Source organism: Legionella sp. km535, from assembly GCF_003990085.1.
Taxonomy (GTDB): Bacteria; Pseudomonadota; Gammaproteobacteria; order Legionellales; family Legionellaceae; genus Legionella; species Legionella moravica.
Genome location: NZ_RZGU01000005.1, coordinates 12,010 through 29,741, shown reverse-complemented (window position 1 = coordinate 29,741; position 17,732 = coordinate 12,010). Strand labels below are relative to the sequence as shown.

Below are 17,732 nucleotides of genomic sequence, written 5' to 3'. Positions count from 1 at the left end.
TCTTGGTGGTGTGAATTGTTACGTACTGTTTTATGAACATCATTTTGATAAAGCCATAAGGGAATTAGACAGTAATACTATAAAGATCAACCCTAACACATGTTCTTTTTTTTGGCAATACTCAAACAGTAATGAGTACTTGCACCATAAAGGTGCAAGTAATGGGCTTCAGTGACTGTTCGACTTTAGAGTAAATTTTGAATGGCTATGGCAGCACCAGCTACCGCAATTGCTTGGAGTGTCATTCTACTAGGCATATATTGTTTAAAAAACCCATGATTGGAACTTATTTTTAGTGATTGTGTATCCGATTCTACTTCGGGTTTTGAGGCTGTTACTTTTTGACTTGGCCTGTCTTCGTCACTGAATTCATCCTGCTCTGATTCAAAAGTTTGTAACTCATGCTCATCGAATAAATCAGAATTTGATGAGTCATTTATTAATAATTCCTTTAGTAGTTCTTGTTGTTTAACTGCGTTTTGCCTTGCTAATTCTTCTTGTCTCAATTGTTCTTGCTTTAATTGTTCTTGTTTTAAAGCTTCCAATTTTAATTGTTCTATTTCGATTTGATGATCAATTTTTTCTCCGATACTCCCTATGGAGGAGTTCAGTTGTGTTAATTCGATGCTTAATTCTCCAAGATAAGAATCTGCAGTTTTTCCTGAAGGAATTTCGTGATTGAGAGAGTCCTCTTGTTCACTTAATTTCTGCTCTGCGATTTTTATATTTTTAAGTAATGGAAATTCAAAAGCCCAGGAAAATAGCCAATAAAAAACTTTGCTAATGAACCATGTGTTCTTCCATTCATTTTTTAATTTGACATGTTGTTCTCTGGCTTCATCTAACTGATTTTTTTTGAATGAAAATGCATCAATTTTCAGCTGTAATTGCGCTTTCTGCTGGTTCAGATCATCAAGGGACAGGCGCAGAATAGTCAGCTCATCAATATCTTCTGCTGTATTGTCTAATTTCTTAAGTGGCAATTCAGTGAGAGTCAGATTTTCTACTTCTTCAGATGTGTTTTTTCGTTCTTCAGGGGGCGACAGGATTGCAGTCAGATTCACCTGTTCTTCTGTGGTGCTTTCGATATCCTGAATGGGGCTTGGGCTTTCGAGCGGTGCCACCGGCTCATCAGGGCTGGGTTCACTTTGCAATGGCATATAAGTACTGACTAATTTGGACACATAATCCTCGGCTTTTTCTTTATTTGTATTGAGAAGCAGAGTTTCATCAAGGGCAATATTGTGGCTTTCACAGTATTTTTTAATCTCGCCCAGCATTGCATTGGCTTGGTGCGCCGTAGGCTTCTTTTTTTCGTTAACCGCGCTAGTGACCATGCCTTTAAAGAGAAAGCTAATGGACCCCTGATAACTGACGTTCGCGTAATTGGATAGGTGTTGATAATACAGGATTGCAAAAATCAAACTTTGGGAATTCGTTATTTGGGGTAGACTGAATTTATATTCTTTATCCGGAGCTTGATAGACGACCTCGTGATTAAATTCCTTGGCTGTTGTATGCAGTCTGTTTACTACTTGTTTGATTTCAGTTACGCCTAAATTTTCTATGGTTAAGCCAATATTAATCATCGTTTTTGCAGTAGCAATTTGTCTTGAATACTCTTCGTTTTCAGGTAAAGCCTCAGGAAGATTGTCAATATAGTTCTTGTATTGTTGCCAATAGGTGGTCATTGAAATCATGTCGGTCCTTTGTTTGAAAAAAATTATTCCAAATGTATACTGATTGTCCGAATAAATCTACTATTTGATTAAAAATTGAGTAAAAAAATAGTAAGGCTTGGTTGAATTTGTGTCATTTGGTGCAGGCTAATTTGCCCATAAAATGTGTTATTGCTCGCTATTATCGAGGTGATACAGTATCTGGAATTGTACTTTTTATTCCGTGCAGATAACTTTCAACTCCTGTGCCTGGGTTATTGGGTTATATACCAAAGTAGGAGGACAGGCAGTTTTCATTGGAGCAATACCTGGAGCTGCTGCAGGACATACCCCTGGACATGGATTATCCAGATCATAGGAGCTGGCGCAAATACTCAGGTCGGTGAAGTTACAATTGCACTTGCATGACGCCTGTAATTGAAGGGATATGAAACAGATTATTATCATGATGACTGTTTTCATCTGGAAATCCTTTTACGAATGGCGAATACGTACACCGTTAATTTCGGGTCAATTAATGTTCTTTATGGCTGATATTATAGCACATTCAATGGGGTTCTGGTGGATTGAGAATTGATTAACAATCAGCCTCTACTCAAAGGTGTTGAGGGTAAGGCTGATTTTTATACCCGCTAATGTCTATATTGTTGGAATGCTGAACATGAGTTTGGTTGCATCACATTCCAAATTGTCTTTACCTGGATTATAAACTGAAGGTGGGGCTAGCAATCCATTACCGAGCAGGCTTTGTATTGGCCATAGTATTTGTTGATGTTCTGTCAGTTTGCTGTTGCATGCACTGAGGATGAGCTTTCCTTTTTCGTTAAAAATGACAAAATTGGTATCATCGGGCAGATTATTGATTGCATCATCGGATAATGAAGCCCTTCTGGGGTTGGAAATGAGTCCTGCATAAAGGAAGTCCATACGACTTTCTACAGGTTCATCGTGCAAGAGATCGAAATAGTTTTGTGCGCACTGTGCCAGGGAGGATGCACTTCCGGCCAGTGTCCTTACTTCGCCGGTTTCGCCTGAGGGTAATGTGCCCATTTTCATCTTAAAATGACCTTCTTCATCCACCAAATAAAAATTGTTTTTGTCTTTACGGATATCCAGAGCTCCTAATTTGTATAGACCGTCTTTACAGCCCGTAGGGCCCAGAGCATCCGTTACCAGCATAATTTTGTTTTTAATGGTCTGGTGTATGAGGGTACTGAATGAGAAAGAGAGATGAGCTCCGTCCAGGATCAATTCAACACCTGCAGGGCATTGATCTGGATTTTCGAGTACCCATTTGACTACATTACTCGTTGCATCTTCTGATGAAAGGGTGCGATTGTCTCGACTGCAAGATTCCTGACACGCATTTCCCAAATGCGTAAAGCCAGCGGCACCAGCTGAAATTGCCCGACCAATGGCTTCTTTTTCTTCTGGATTAGCATGACCGATAAACACTTTGACACTGAGACCTTCTGCTTCAAGGGCTTTAGTTTGCTTGATAAACTCTTCGGCACCAACCAAATCAGGGGCCAGAGTAATCTTCCATTGCTTAATATCTGGAGCGGCATTAATAATTTCTCTGAACTTCTCCATGCTGATTTCCTGTTGCAATGCTTCTTCGCTATGAGCTCCTTTGCAACTTTTGGAGATGAAGGGTCCTTCAAGATGGACTCCAACAAGTGTTGTGAATCCAGGAGTGGGATTGATTTTCTGATTCTTTATAAACTTATTGATAATCATCAATGATTGTTTTAACAACTCTACTGGCATGGACACCAGGGTCGGTACAGCATAGGATAATCCGGTTTTACCTAATTGTTTGACTATGACCTCCAGTTCTTTTTCACCATCTTCCACACTGAGGCTGGCAAAATCAAAACCGCCCTGACCATGGATGTGGGAGTCCATCATTCCTGGCATCAGGAAGTAGGTGTCCTTGCTGTCTATGATGTTCTCTTCGTGTTGTTCCAGAGCAGATAAATCATCGTCTAAATTATGGATAATTCTCGAACCAGTTTTTGTTAACTGAACGTGTTTAAGTTGTTTCAGTCCCTTATCATCGTAAACATAAATATTTTTAATTAACATCGAATTCTCTCGTTCAGATAGGTTCCTTGTATGCCCCGAGAAAGTATAAATGAGTTAATCGAGATTAGTCTAATTTAAATTAAAACATCAGGAGAGTAAGGTAGCCTTACTGTTCATTTTGACATGTTCATGAGGAATAGAACTTCCCTGGTTCATGTATGAATGCGAAGTTTATTCGGGATTTAACGAAGACATATACATGTTCTCATGCATCGGTAAGTCCGTTGGTTTGGCCTGCAGAAAGAAATTGGGCTTAAATGGACTTAATGTCTCAATGGCGACTCCAACAAATTGCCCCATTACATCCATATCCGCAAAACGATATAATGTGGTGCCATTTTGACTGGTACCAATCAATACTTTATTAACGTAACTAAAACAGTCATTATCACCTGCTTTCATTTTTGAGATTATAAAAGCAGGGGTGGGAGCATTGGTTTCCTGAAGCTTTCTGTGATAAGCCAACATTTCAATCAATTTTTTACCAGGTACGGTCCGTGACTCGCTTTGTGCCGGCTCTTCGCTTGTGTCTGCGGGTTCTGGTGACAGTTCAATTAAGTATTCTGAATTCTTAATGTTTATTTTGATATAGGCATGATGACCGACACAACCGTGCAATAAGGAAACACCAATAAAACTTGCTAAAAAGGTATTGATTGTATATTCAACGTCCTGTTCCAGGAATTCTTCAAAGTCCTCATCGGTATCAAAAAGCGTTTTAATTTCTTCTTCTACTTCTTTAAGGTAATAAGAAAAGGGCTGTGCTTTCTTTTGTGCAAATAATGTGGGCACATATTCTTTTTTGATGTGCTCCAAGCACTCATTCAGGCCATCCAGACCAAATTTGAATTGTCGTATCAAGCTGTCTTTAAATATTTTTTTGGGGGTTCTAAAACCAAAAGAACCGGCTATGACGTTACCAATAAATGCTCCAGAGAGCATGCCGATAAACGGCTTGTAATTCCATACTCCTCGAGCTAAACCAATAAGTGCTCCTACGAATCCACCAATAATTCCGAGAGTAACGCCAGCAAATACTCCGGTTACGTGTAGTAATACAATTTTAGTTTGCGCGGGAAAGGTATGGGTCCCTGCAATGTGTTGAAGCTGGTCCAAATGATTGTTGATGGTTTCCAATAAGCCCAATGACCTGGATTCGATGTCACTGTTTGTACTATCTGGTTCGTTCGTTTGATGTAACTGATGCAAAGCCTCTACAAGTGAGACCAGTTCAACTAAAAATGAGCGGGTGATACCACAATTTTTATCTTTGATTGATTCCAACAAGATGTACAGATAGTATTTAATTTCGCTGGCAGGTAGAGCAAGAATACGGTTTATTGTCTGCTGTGTTGTCGTCAGAAAATTATGTTCAGTTACCATTGGCGTAGTGCTCGATGTCTTATTGTTCGCTCTTTGTGTTCGCATTTTATACATCGCCGAGTCTTTGTCAACAGATGAACTGGATGATTTTTATTCAGGCACAATGATTCAGCGACGAGCTTGAGCGGTTTTTTTAAGATAAGATAAAGAGTTACAGCAACTGGACTGAGATGTAAAAAGACAGCTGCTGTATTCGATTTTGATGGTTCTTTATTTAATGGCAGAGGTCTTATCCTGGGAGCGCGAAATGCCAATTCATTGCTTTAGACAGACCTTCGAGCATCAGTTCGCCACGAATGCTATTTCCTTTTGCATTGACTCTGGGGCTTAATGCTACTATGCCTGCTTTACCTGGAACTGTACCAATAATATAACCTGATACGCCGCTTTTTGCGGGTATCCCAGTTTTTACCATGTGTGTTCCTGTTTCATCATACAAGCCACAGGTCGCCATAATGGCCAGAGTAATTTTACAGGTTTCTTTAGAAAAGATGCATTCATTGGTCAAGGGATCGGTGCCGCCATTGGCCAGTAATAACGGAAGGTAAAGCATTTGTTCCAGTGTTGCTTCGTAGGAACATAAGGCAAAATATAAATCCAGCGTTTCATTAACATCAGCCCCCAGATTATTTCGGCTTTTCAATAAATAAGCCAGAGAACGGTTGCGGTCGCCAGTTCTTTTTTCTGATGCATAAACCAGGGGATTAATGCTCAGTTTTTCTTTGAATAATTTTTTTACCCAATGTTCGAGCCAGCCAAACTGATGTTCACCAGTACCAGGGATATGAGAGCATAAGGTAATAGCCCCTGCATTAAGCATTGGATTTGAGGGTTTTGGTCCAAATTGTTCAAGTCGGGTAATGGACGCAAAATCATCTCCGGAAGGCTCCACTTTAACCCATTCAAAAAGTTGTTCCGCTCCTACCTCTTCCAATAAACCAATGAGCGGGATTAATTTGCTGGTGCTTTGCAGCGTGACAGGGTTTAACTCGGCATTAGCCCAGGATATGGGCTGTTCACCGACTTGCTGAACTGCCAGAGCGGTAAGATCCTGATTCACATTTGCCAGCTCTGGTATGTAAGACGCTGTATGTCCTGCCTTATTGGTTTCAGCAGATTCGACTAATTCTTTTAACAAATTGATAGATAATAATTTTTCTGTCATAAGGGCCTGCTTGAGAAAATCGACCATTATGCTAATTCTAGCACATCAATGCAATATGTTTTGACAGACTGCTGCTCAATTGAGCTTCATGGCTTGTGATTTTAAGATGTGTATAGAGCCTGTATCAGCCAATAGAGTCCTTTGGAGTTAATCTGTATCTGCTATACTTTTAGTTACGCTGAGGATGACAGTTAAATTATGCAAGATAAAGATAACGATCTACCGGGTGCATCTGAGCCGGAACATAACGCTTCTAAAGGAGCTGCCCCCGAGTGGAGTTCAAATCAGGATCCCTATGCAGGGTTAGTGTCCTTAATCAATAGTGGGATATTTATCGAACCAGGAATTAAATTTAAAGAACAATTTTATCCCAATTTAAAAGCCTTGCTAAAAGCTCTTGAAAATAAAGAAGAATTAATTGAGCTTCAGTTTATTGCAATTAAAGGAATGGAAAAAAATAATGAAGTACAGGAAGAACATCCTAACCGTGATCTTACCCAAAATGCTTATCGATTAATCCTGTTTGAATCTATTTTTTTTGCTCAATCGCTTGAAGAAGCAGTACAATTAATAAAAAGCAGATTACCCTTCAGAGCCTGACAGGAACAATTTCTGTAAATAAACACAATGCTCTATGATTCTATAAAGCGGACTCCTAGGAATTCTATTTGATGCCTTTAAAGTCCGAACGTTGATTCAGGAGTGTCGATTCAATGGAACTCGACGCTTATGAACTGGCTTGCATTATTTAAGCGAAGTATGACTGTAGTTCCCTGACCTGGTTCGCTCTCTATCTCAATCTGACCGCTATGGATGTTCATAATGGATTGAGCAATTGCCAATCCCAAACCCAGGCCGGAGTATTTATCATGGGTTGAGTGATTCACTCGATAAAATCCCTGGCACAATAAAGGAAGATGCTCTTTTGCTATGCCAATCCCTGAGTCCTTTATGGTGATTTGAATAAGATGAGTTTCGGTTTCTTCAATTTTAATAAGTATCGTTCCACCTTGTTGCGTATACTTCAGGCTGTTGTCGATTAGATTTGAAATGACCCGTTTAAATAATGGCTCATCTACTACTATTCTGGCATCACCAGCGACTTGAATTGCTACGCCCTGTTCTAAAGAAGTGGCGTGATAATATTCGACTACAGAATGGATCATCTTTTTTGCTGACAGAGACTTTGGATTTAACTGAATTTGCCCATGCTCACTTCGCGTTAAAAATAGGAGGTTATCAATAAGTCGGGTTAAATGGTGATATTCTTCCAGATGCGAGTGCAACAGGTTTTGGTAAGTTTCAATCGATTGTGGCTTCGCCAGAGTAATTTCCGTAGCCGTTTGGAGGTAGTGAACGGGATTGCGTAATTCATGCGCCATGCTGGCAGAAAATTGTTTGATGTGAAGAACCGCATTTTCGATTCGACACAGCATGGCGTTGCATGTGGCTGCCAATTGTCTTAGTTCCTGAGGATGCCCCTCATCTTTTAATCGTTTATCTAATGATGAAGCATTAATTGAGGCAAGTTCTTCTGAGAAGTTATAAACAGGACTCATGCTTTTTTTAGCAACCCAATAACTGGCGGAAATTAATATTAATGCGGAAACCCATAGGCCAATAAAAAAATTTTTGATGCAGATTTGTGCTAATACAAAGTGGTATTGCTCCTGATTCATTTGCGCCAGATGGAGCAACTCCTTCAATGGCGGGTATATTAAAACGGTAATGACGGTCAAAATCAGCAAAATCGTGGTGACAAATATCAATAACAACCGATTAACTATCGACATCGAATTAGCGAATTTCCAGGACATATCCTACCCCTCTGACGGTATGGATTAATTTTCTGGAGTATTCACTGTCTACTTTTTCCCTTAATCGTTTGATGGCAACGTCAATGACGTTGGTGTTGCTGTCAAAATGGATATCCCAAACCTGTTCCGCAATAATGGTTCGTGAGAGAACTTGGCCGCTTCGTCTTAACATCAAGGCCAGGAGCATGAATTCCTTTGCGGTTAACATGAGTTTTTTACCGCCTCGTTCTGCGGTATGTTTCATTAAATCCAGTTTCAAATCATCAATGGCTAACACGATGGGATTGTTGTTGGGTTTTCTGCGCAACAATGACTTAACGCGAGCCAGCAGTTCGTTGAATGAAAACGGTTTGATCAAGTAGTCCTGAGCACCGGACTCCAACCCTCTGATTCGACTCTCTACATCATCACATGCTGAAAGCATTAAAACGGGTAAGTCGGGTTTTGTTTCACGAATTTTTTCAAGTACAGTCCATCCGTCCATAATGGGTAAGAGAACGTCCAGAACAACGAGATCGTAGTGTATTTCAGACAGTTGGTACAGTGCTTCCGCACCATCGTATACTGCGTCGGCCTGAAATTGATATTCGCTGAATCCTTTGCAGATAAAATCAGCGGTTCTTTTTTGATCTTCAACAATTAATATTCGCATACGGGTAAAATGAATAAAGATTGTTCAATTTTAACATAAATAGAGGATGAAGTTAATTCAAGAAAGATTACAAGTTTGTAATCTAACCGTCACGCTTTAGACAGGAGCAAATAGTTATCATTGCTCCATAGTGAGTTTCCTATGGATGCAGATGAACAAAGACAATCAGGCTCTTAAGGAAAATAAACCAATCCTTAAATCAACCTTAACGTTTTTTAATAGCCAACTAACCTACTTGAACACCCAAAGGCTTCAGTTGAACCGAAGTAAAGGTTTTGCCAAATATCTTGCTCAGCCACAAAAAAATCTAAGGAATTTGACCCCGTTGGATTCCACTTTGGGCGTGATGAGTTTTACGCTTTATATGGCTCGTTTTTCAGTCAATCTCGGTTTATTAGCACATATTCTTATTGCAGATCAGCAGGACAAAAACAATGATATAACACTTAGGGATTTGTATTATAATCTTTGGAATGACAGTTTGTGGGGCGTTGTTAATCTGACGCAGTTTTTTTGGTTGTCATTTAGTACGTCACAATCTGCCGGATTCTACGGCATACAATTGGAAGTTATAGCACAACTGATCGATGTGCTCGTTATGATTCTTCGTTTTCAAGAAAGTAGAGAGGAATATGAGTTAAAACTCAGGCTGATTCCAGAAGCGGATCACAAGTATCTGATTCGCGAGTGGCGGCACAGAGAGTTACATTTTATTCGCTCTTTGATCACCGTGTCGTCGATAATGGTGGTCTTGGGCTTATTCGCTTTTTCCATTGCCTCAATACCGGTATCGGCTGCAATTTCTGCCATTCTGTTAATTAGTGCTTTATCACGTGTTTTAATTGATTCAAAGCAGGATCAGCAATTATTGAGTCAACTGAAACTTGAAGGGAAGGATCCAAACTATTTAGACCAAGAGGAGAGTAATTTAACCCGTAATCGTCTCAATGATCTGAATCAAGTTATTCTTTATCATGTTTTTATACCTGTTGGGTTATTCTTGTTCCTGACCACACCGCTTTCTCTTCTTTTAGCCAGTGTGTTATTGATGACTTTTATTCATGGTTTCACTTCGTATTTAATCAACACACCCCATGAACAGAGATTAACGGACTATCCAGTAAGCTCCTGCACCTTGAAGTGACTTATTGTATTCAGCCGAATAGTTTTCTCACATTATAAGCGAATACCACCCCATCTCTTCATTAAAAGACATTGGGGGTTTTCGTAAGTCCTCATTATTTGGTAGCGTTCTGGTAAGCATGCGCATGCTTGCTTATCTGGTGGGGCTGGACAAATGGCTTTTTCAGGCTCGGTAGGGAGGCCTAAAGATATTGGATATTCCTGCGCCACTGCTGGGAAATGTGCAGTAACGCAGAAAACAGACGAGGCAGACTAGAGGACAGACGCCATATGGCCGCCAGCCGCAACAATATCAAAGGGGCCGTAATTGCAAATGTATAAACCTTTCTCCAGTTCATAAGCGTATTCATTGTTTAAGTATTTGCTGTTTGCAACGATAGTGATCCCCTTGATGATTGCATCATCCGAAGATTGTGCCATAACCATATTAACTCCAATTATCCATTGTAAATCACCGTTAGTAAAATAGCTGGTGGAGTGAACTGAATAACCGAATATATCTTTTTCAACAGCATCAATTTTAGTGGCATGTTGTTGGATGGCATTAAGAGAAGGGCAGGCTACTTGATCACGTATTACTTGTCCCTGGACAGTCGTAGCACCAACCAGAAGCGATACTGTTAGTCCAAACTGTCGTAAAATTTTTATATCCATTTAATTAAAACTCCTTATCATCTTTGATCTTGCCGACCATTCAGGCATGGAACCTGTTTTATTTCCATGTAAGTATGTTGGGCGGGTTGTGAGGAGGTGCAATGGTTTCTCCTCTTGGCCATCCCATGATCACTGCTGCCTGAGCTGTCATGTTCTCGGGGATTTCCAATTCGTGTTTCCACTCGGGCAAATTCAAACCAGAAAGCGCGAACCCAATTACGCATGAGCCAAGTCCTTTAGCATAGGCGGCAAGCATTAAATTTTCAGCTGCGAGCCAACATTCAGCGCTTACAAATGGGCCTGGATATGTGCTGTATATAACGATTAATGTGCTGGCATTATAAAACACGTTATAGTCTGGTTGTTTTATTACTTCGAGTATGTGTTTTGTTTGCTCTGTTTTGTATTTTTCTTTTTCATTAAGCAAAACCTTTTTGCAATCATTAGATAAACGATCCAATCGTTCTTTTTTTTGAATCACAGCAAATGCTCTGGGTTCTTCATGCAGAGCCGTAGGCGCTTGTACTGCTGCGTCAAGTAGAGTATGAATCAGCTCGGAGTCTACTTTTGTAGGAAGGTAATCTCGAACAGCTCGACGATTATAAAGAGCATCCATAACATCCACTGCTTTATTTTCAATACTTGATGAGTTTTTCATGATTTAATCCATTAAATTGCTCAATGATTTATATAGTATAGTCTTCCTTTTTTATTAAAATTAAAAGAGTAATATAAAACTATTTTGTAACTACCCACGTCAATCCCAAACGCAGTGAGGGATCTCCTGTCGGATGGCACAATGTTAAGTAGCCAGAAAGTCCTATGTCCAGTATTTTTAATAAGATGATTCAACTCTATAAAGCCGGCGTCCGTCAGGAACATGAGGCAACCTGCGGTTCTGCTTCCGTTATTCTTGCAACCTTGGCTGTGGAGCTTCTCTTTCACTAATCGTGTCGTGTTGGATTGTTCTTGAGTTAAGAATAATTAATCGAAACAAGCGTTCTATAAAATGAGGATCCAGTGCGCAGGATTTTGCAAGAGTCTCATAAAATGCAAAATTCTTTTTTTCTTGATTGATATCCGTAATCGGTTTGCCATCTTGCTGCTTCAATTGGGCAATCTGTTGACACATATTTTGACGAAGCGCCAAACACTGGATGATGACGGAATCGATTTCTTGAATTTGCTTTCTTAAGTGTTCCATTGTTGACATAGTTGTTCCCAGATTAAACCTCGCTCCAATGACGAATTAAATAACCATGTTCCAACTGACTGTCGTCTTCGATCCAGGCTGGAATGCACACCACATGCCCACTGCCCGGAGCACAGTTTATTGAGTGTCCTTCTGTACTTTCGATGGTTTCAAGCGAGGTCATCTGATTACCGCCCGGCAGCATGACTTCAAGGGTATCGCCGATGGAAAATTGATTTTTTACCAGCACTTTTAAGAGTTGTTTGCTGCTGTCATAGTCCAGTAATTCACCTACAACTTGCTGTTTTATACCGGTTTCATTACGATCTTTATAACTTTGATATTCTTCAGGAACGTGACGTCGATAAAACCCTTCTGTATATCCTCGCAGTGATAATCCTTCGAGGGCATCCATCAGTGTCCAATCGAATGGCTTACCGGAAACCGCATCGTCTATTGCTTTTCGATAAAGCTGAGTCACTCGAGCCACATAAAAATCGGATTTGGTTCGTCCTTCAATTTTCAAGCAATCAATCCCCATTTGGGCCAGTGCTTCAACATGCTGAATTGCCCTTAGGTCTTTGGAATTAAACAGATAGGTTCCATGCTCATCTTCTTCTATGTGGTTCATTTCTCCCTCGCGTTGGGGCGCTTGTTCAAATAGAGCCGTTTTTGTTTCTATATGGGCATTGCCCCATTCATCTTCGGTGCTTTCTTTAACATCATATTTCCATCGACATGCATTCGTGCAGGCACCTTGATTGGGATCCCGGTGGTTAAAATAACCGGATAAAAGGCAACGGCCGGAATGGGCCATGCATAAGGCTCCGTGAACAAATACTTCCAATTCAATATCAGGACAATATTCTCGAATCGCCTGAATTTCTTTTAGTGACAACTCCCGCGACAAAATGACACGTTCAAGACCCAGTGTTTGCCAAAATTTAACTGCAGCAAAATTCATTACATTCGATTGGACGGACAAATGCACGGGCTGATCTGGCCATTGTTCTCTAACCATCATAATAAGACCCGGATCGGCCATAATTAAAGCGTCTGGTCCGGCTTCAATTACTGGCGCCAGATCATCGAGGTAGGTATTAATTTTATTGTTTTGGGCAATAATATTACTCGCGACAAAAAATAACTTGCCTTGGGCATGTGCTTCATGAATGCCTAAAACCAGTTTTTCATGAGAAAACTCGTTATTTCGTGCGCGAAGACTATATCGAGGTTGACCGGCATAGACAGCATCTGCGCCATAGGCGAAGGCACGTCTCATTCTTTTTAACGAGCCTGCGGGTGATAATAATTCTGGGGAGTTCATCTGAATCTTTTAACCTATATAAAAATCATTCAACGATTTGTTGAGCAAAAGTGAACCAATATTTGTTTTCAAAATTATACAATGTGCATTTTCTGAAAATGCTGAATAGTCGACAATCATTGATGCTCAGTTCGAATAAGTGGCCGCTATATCCTATCAATCGGCGAACATGATGTGCTTGGCTGGTTTCATCAGTCATTACCTTTTTTACTTTATCCTCATTTTTATTCGTCATCCTCGCGAAGCATGGATCTACATAATAATGTGGAACTGTACTAACTTGTACAACAGATCACCCTGTTGATGAGGAGGAACATTTCATAATTCAAGATAGTTTAAATGGATTTTTATAGAAGACATTGATCTAGATCATGGAAATGTAAATAAAATGGGTTTTCATGCTCAGGATTTATTCAAAGTAACCTGATTCTTCATGACAGAGTAATGTTCTGTACCTGCAATCAGTTTTAATTGCTCCGGTTGCAGGAATTGAATGTGCTTGTGATCAATCGCAATAATTTTATTTTTTTTAAACTGGGCAAGAAGACGGCTAATGGTTTCGGCTGTCAGTCTTAAATAATTACCTATATCTTGGCGCGACATCGGCAGATGAAAGCGCAGTTGCATTTCTGAGGGGTTCAGTCGATTGGCTATATCGATAAGAAAAGCCGCCAGGCGTTGTTCCGCAGTGATGGAACATAAATAGGAGCCTGTATTCAGTTGTTGGCTCATTATATATAAACTGTGTTTTTGCAGAGAGGGATTTAGTTGCATTAATTCAAGAAAATTATCATAGGGAATTTCACAAACTAAAGTATCAGACAAAGCAACGGCTGAACACAGGTAATGTCGTGAATAAATTGCTTCAAAACCCAGGACTTCTCCTGCAAAATAAAAACCTTGAATTAATTCATTTCCATTAGCATCTACTTGATATGTTTTTAAATTTCCGTGCTGAATAGCATACAAGTTTCGAAACATATTCTGAGGAAGATATAAGGTTTCATTTTTTTTTAGATGATGGTGTTGTTTAACTGCATGATTATTTTGATTTATCCAGTCCAATGAGTGTTTTTCTGCACTGCAAAAAGGGGAGAGGGTACAGTAGTTGCACGCTTGCTGCTTTGTATCATAGTCTGTCATGTGTGACTCATCAAAAAGTGCTTCTATATCTTCATTGCATCATGTAAAGAACACAAGGTTTTTTATTATATCATTTTTTTCCATGATGTAGATCAAGGCTATGCCGCAATACGGCCTATAGAATCTTCTATAAGTACTAATTGAGGCGGAAATGAATATGAATTACATCACACAAGTTCAATCTTATTTATCCGAATTACAGAGTTCAATTTGTCAGGAATTACTCCTGATTGATGGGAAGGCCAACTTTATATCAGACCGGTGGGAGGATCCCAATTTGGGATATGGGGTGAGTTGTGTGATTGCAGATGGCGATGTTTTTGAAAAAGCCGGAGTCAATTTTTCCCATGTTAAAGGGAAGCATCTACCTGGCTCCGCTACAGAAAAAAGGCCTGAACTCAGTGGTTATCAGTTTGAGGCGCTAGGTGTTTCGCTCGTCATTCATCCGGTCAATCCTTACGTTCCAACAACGCATGCGAATTTTAGATTGTTCATGGCCACGAAGGAAGGATCTGAACCTGTCTGGTGGTTTGGGGGCGGTTTTGATTTAACGCCATATTATGGATTTGAAGAGGATTGTGTCTTTTGGCACACCATGGCAAAAGAAGCCTGTGATCCCTTTGGCGATGAGGTGTATTTGAACTATAAAAAATGGTGTGATGATTATTTTTACATCAAACACCGTCAGGAACCTCGTGGGATAGGCGGGTTGTTTTTTGATGATCTGAATCAGTGGGACTTTGAAATATGCTTTAATTTTTTACAGTCAGTTGGAAATCAATTTATGAAAGCCTATGTTCCAATCGTCATGCGTCGATACAACATCCCCTATTTTGAGCGACAAAAAGATTTTCAACTGTATCGACGGGGTCGATATGCGGAATTTAACCTAGTTTACGATCGTGGAACGGCTTTTGGATTGCAGACGGGAGGCAGAATTGAGTCGATACTCATGTCATTACCGCCAAAAGCAACCTGGGTTTACGATTGGCATCCTCATTCCGGAACTGAAGAAGCAAAACTGTATACCCATTTTTTGATTCATAAAAACTGGCTTGAACCCGCCAGGAATTAGGGTGCAATGTCATTAGGGGCTTACAGGAATTTATTGTGTGGGTATAGGGAGGTACCCAGGTGATAACTATTATTTAATCTGATATTTAATCTGACAAAATATCAAAACATTAAAAATCAAGGTTTTGGGGGTATGTGCCCACGGCGGTCCCATTAAAAATGTGACGTCTTTCCGAGCGTAGCGAGGAATCTCCTGCAAATTGGCACAATCTGAATTAATGCATTAATTATCATTACCTTTTAAACTCTTTTTTTTACAAGGAATTTATTGATGTCATCAGAAGATGTACCTGGATTTTTATATCATTTCGACTGATATGATTTTAATGGCCGCATTTTAATGGGAGCTTGTAACCTTGCAGGAGATTCCTCGCTACGCTCGGAAAGACGTCACATTTTTAATGGGACAGCTGTGGGTATGAGCCACTGATTGAGGTGAATTTTAAGTGATATGTAAAATTCTATTTGACTCGAATAGTTTCTATTGATTAATATGGCGACGGCTCGGAAATGCCTAATGGAAACTATGGAGTTGTATCATGAAGAAAGAAATTAAAATCCAACCAACTAAATTAACGGAATACTTCGTCCCTTTTATTATCAAACACCAGGTTGTGCTCGTTGCTTTCCTTTTATTTTACATAATTTATTCTAATTTTGCTTTTGAGACTTAGTTTACTCTTGAGTTTTGAATTATGAATTTCTGAATTATCAGAATGATGAATTATGTTTGTAAAGGATTATGCTATGAAAAGAGCGTTATTATTATTTGTTATTTTTTATATTTCTTCCTCAGTGTCTTATGCTCTACCACAGCAAGTTAGAATGACTTTTACGGCGAGTCCTCCTTCGACCGTTTTTCTTGATGATACAGTGCGTATTCCAGTGCAAATGGATTGGTATGCAACAGTTAGGATTCCAATGACATATGGGAAATGGGATTTGCCTGAAGGGGCAAGAATTGAATATGTCACTGGATACTGCCCTGAGTTGATGAGTGCTGTAGCTTTTGGTTTTCCTTATACCTGTTACTTTAATATTGTTATTTCAAAGAATTCCGTTGGAACAGTATCTGGGCCAATAACATACGATGTTTGCAGATATTGCCCTATTCTTGAACACGTTTTTTATACACCATCTTTTTCAGTTAGGGTAATTCCTCATGGCATAACGATGTCGGCGATCCCAATTCAAGAAGCCACTGCCAATACGCCTTTTGTTTATAACCTTAAAACAGCAGTAAAATTCTATGACGAAAACTTAAGGGCCGGTTTCCCACCGTATGGTATAGTGACTCCTGCAGAACAAGATGGATTACGTTTTGATCAAGCCAGCTTTTCTATTGTTGGAACACCAAAGCGCACCGGGACGTACCTGTTTAAAGTAGGGGCCCAGAATACTTATGGCACCGCTGCTCAAGTTGATTTTAGAGTGCAGGTGCGAGTTAATGAAAAAGACAAGCCTGTTTTTAAGCAGAACTATTCAATAGCCAGTGCTTTACCTGACCAAAAATACAGCCTAAATCTCATGGATTTAGTTGAGCAACATGCAGGATTCATGCAGACCAATCAGATTTCGTTTCGAATCGACGAGGACTCCAGCCATCCTGACTGGCTAGACATTTCAAGGAATGATGTGACTCGTTTGGAGGGTAAAGTACCCCCGACTGCTGCGGGACAAGAAGTAGAGGTTACTCTGATTGCTTCCTCGAATACAGGCGGTGATTGTCTTCGTCCTTTGACGATAAAAATTCCTGTCGCTTATGACCCAACCAAAAAGCCGACAATTAACTCGTTTAAGCTGGAGAAATTGGCAGGAGCCAATATTTATGAAGAATTGTCAGGCTATATTAATGATCCTTCCCATGATCCGAAGATTAAATTAATTTTGGAGAAGGTAGAGCCTGCTGCAAGCTGGCTGCATATCTCACCTCTTAATCCAACTGTATTGGAAGGAACTGTTCCTGATCAGGCTACAGGGCAAAAATACTTACTTACCTTAAGAGCTAATACTCTAATTGGAGGTAATTCTGATCCGGTAACTATTCCATTAAACATTAGTGTTGATAAAAAACAGATGCCACGGTTCAAATCAGATAAACCTATATTACCCATCCTTTATCCAGGGCAGCCTTATTTATATGATTTTGTAGAAAATAATGACGTTTATCCTGAGTATCACGATGCTCCTTATGAGATTCAATTTGCTGAAGGCTTTAATCCTCCAGACTGGTTACGTTTGGAACAAAACCAATTAATTGCTGATATGGTTCCTCCAGAGATTGTTAATGAGGATTTAGAAATAAAAATAATGATAAAAAATATTCCGGGTGGTTTATCCAATGAATATATATTGAGTTTAACTATTATGAATTAATTTAGGGTCTGTATAGAAAAAATTGACCAAGCATCAGGA

Annotated in this window: 16 protein-coding genes; 4 read left to right on the top strand and 12 right to left on the bottom strand. The window is 39.7% G+C overall.

Annotation, left to right across the window (positions count from 1 at the left end):
* Positions 1 to 185: 185 nt before the first annotated feature.
* The 5 genes from ELY21_RS04220 to glsA all read right to left on the bottom strand — a co-directional run bounded on the left by ELY21_RS04220 (position 186) and on the right by glsA (position 6,315).
* Positions 186 to 1,700 (bottom strand): hypothetical protein, encoded by a 1,515-nt coding sequence (locus tag ELY21_RS04220; protein WP_127107194.1) that lies wholly within the window; start codon positions 1,698 to 1,700, stop codon positions 186 to 188.
* 195 nt (positions 1,701 to 1,895) lie between these two features.
* A complete protein-coding gene (locus ELY21_RS04215) occupies positions 1,896 to 2,141 on the bottom strand; it encodes a hypothetical protein (protein WP_127107192.1) in 246 nt (81 codons plus the stop codon).
* Positions 2,142 to 2,318: 177 nt separating this feature from the next.
* Positions 2,319 to 3,767 (bottom strand): N-acetylglucosamine-6-phosphate deacetylase, encoded by a 1,449-nt coding sequence (locus ELY21_RS04210; RefSeq protein ID WP_127107190.1) that lies wholly within the window; start codon positions 3,765 to 3,767, stop codon positions 2,319 to 2,321.
* A gap of 171 nt (positions 3,768 to 3,938) precedes the next feature.
* Positions 3,939 to 5,204: a GlsB/YeaQ/YmgE family stress response membrane protein gene (locus ELY21_RS04205; protein ID WP_233588658.1), complete on the bottom strand. Its 1,266-nt coding sequence runs from the start codon at positions 5,202 to 5,204 to the stop codon at positions 3,939 to 3,941.
* 175 nt (positions 5,205 to 5,379) lie between these two features.
* A complete protein-coding gene (gene glsA, locus ELY21_RS04200; protein ID WP_127107188.1) occupies positions 5,380 to 6,315 on the bottom strand; it encodes a glutaminase A in 936 nt (311 codons plus the stop codon).
* A 198-nt stretch (positions 6,316 to 6,513) separates the two neighbouring features.
* On the opposite strand from glsA, the gene ELY21_RS04195 reads away from it, so the two are divergent.
* The gene (locus ELY21_RS04195; RefSeq protein ID WP_127107186.1) at positions 6,514 to 6,915 is read left to right on the top strand and encodes a hypothetical protein; all 402 of its coding nucleotides are present in this window, start codon (positions 6,514 to 6,516) and stop codon (positions 6,913 to 6,915) included.
* 110 nt (positions 6,916 to 7,025) lie between these two features.
* Here ELY21_RS04195 and lciS read toward each other — a convergent pair whose 3' ends face one another.
* Both lciS and lciR read right to left on the bottom strand, forming a co-directional pair.
* A complete protein-coding gene (gene lciS / locus ELY21_RS04190; RefSeq protein ID WP_127107184.1) occupies positions 7,026 to 8,132 on the bottom strand; it encodes a copper-responsive two-component system sensor histidine kinase LciS in 1,107 nt (368 codons plus the stop codon).
* The gene (gene lciR / locus ELY21_RS04185) at positions 8,113 to 8,784 is read right to left on the bottom strand and encodes a copper-responsive two-component system response regulator LciR (RefSeq protein ID WP_127107182.1); all 672 of its coding nucleotides are present in this window, start codon (positions 8,782 to 8,784) and stop codon (positions 8,113 to 8,115) included. Before lciR ends, lciS begins: the two co-directional genes overlap by 20 nt.
* A gap of 151 nt (positions 8,785 to 8,935) precedes the next feature.
* Between lciR and ELY21_RS04180 the strand changes: the two genes are divergently transcribed.
* Positions 8,936 to 9,928, top strand: a complete 993-nt coding sequence (locus tag ELY21_RS04180) for a hypothetical protein (protein WP_127107180.1) — start codon at positions 8,936 to 8,938, stop codon at positions 9,926 to 9,928.
* Positions 9,929 to 10,179: 251 nt separating this feature from the next.
* Here ELY21_RS04180 and ELY21_RS04175 read toward each other — a convergent pair whose 3' ends face one another.
* The 5 genes from ELY21_RS04175 to ELY21_RS04155 all read right to left on the bottom strand — a co-directional run bounded on the left by ELY21_RS04175 (position 10,180) and on the right by ELY21_RS04155 (position 14,243).
* Complete coding sequence (locus ELY21_RS04175; RefSeq protein ID WP_127107178.1) at positions 10,180 to 10,581, bottom strand: hypothetical protein; 402 nt, start codon at positions 10,579 to 10,581, stop codon at positions 10,180 to 10,182.
* Between the two features lie 58 nt (positions 10,582 to 10,639).
* Positions 10,640 to 11,239, bottom strand: coding sequence for a nitroreductase family protein (locus ELY21_RS04170; RefSeq protein WP_127107176.1), 600 nt, complete (start codon positions 11,237 to 11,239; stop codon positions 10,640 to 10,642).
* Positions 11,240 to 11,488: 249 nt separating this feature from the next.
* Positions 11,489 to 11,794: a chorismate mutase gene (locus ELY21_RS04165; RefSeq protein WP_127107174.1), complete on the bottom strand. Its 306-nt coding sequence runs from the start codon at positions 11,792 to 11,794 to the stop codon at positions 11,489 to 11,491.
* Between the two features lie 13 nt (positions 11,795 to 11,807).
* Complete coding sequence (yegQ, locus tag ELY21_RS04160; RefSeq protein WP_127107172.1) at positions 11,808 to 13,100, bottom strand: tRNA 5-hydroxyuridine modification protein YegQ; 1,293 nt, start codon at positions 13,098 to 13,100, stop codon at positions 11,808 to 11,810.
* A gap of 402 nt (positions 13,101 to 13,502) precedes the next feature.
* Positions 13,503 to 14,243 carry a Crp/Fnr family transcriptional regulator gene (locus tag ELY21_RS04155; protein ID WP_127107170.1) on the bottom strand — a complete coding sequence of 247 codons (741 nt, stop codon included), beginning with the start codon at positions 14,241 to 14,243 and terminating at the stop codon, positions 13,503 to 13,505.
* A gap of 151 nt (positions 14,244 to 14,394) precedes the next feature.
* Here ELY21_RS04155 and hemF point away from each other — a divergent pair, with 151 nt between their 5' ends.
* Entirely contained in the window at positions 14,395 to 15,318 is a 924-nt protein-coding gene (gene hemF / locus ELY21_RS04150; RefSeq protein WP_199741632.1) for an oxygen-dependent coproporphyrinogen oxidase, read from the top strand.
* 746 nt (positions 15,319 to 16,064) lie between these two features.
* Positions 16,065 to 17,693, top strand: coding sequence for a putative Ig domain-containing protein (locus tag ELY21_RS04145; RefSeq protein ID WP_127107168.1), 1,629 nt, complete (start codon positions 16,065 to 16,067; stop codon positions 17,691 to 17,693).
* The last annotated feature ends 39 nt before the right edge of the window (positions 17,694 to 17,732 follow it).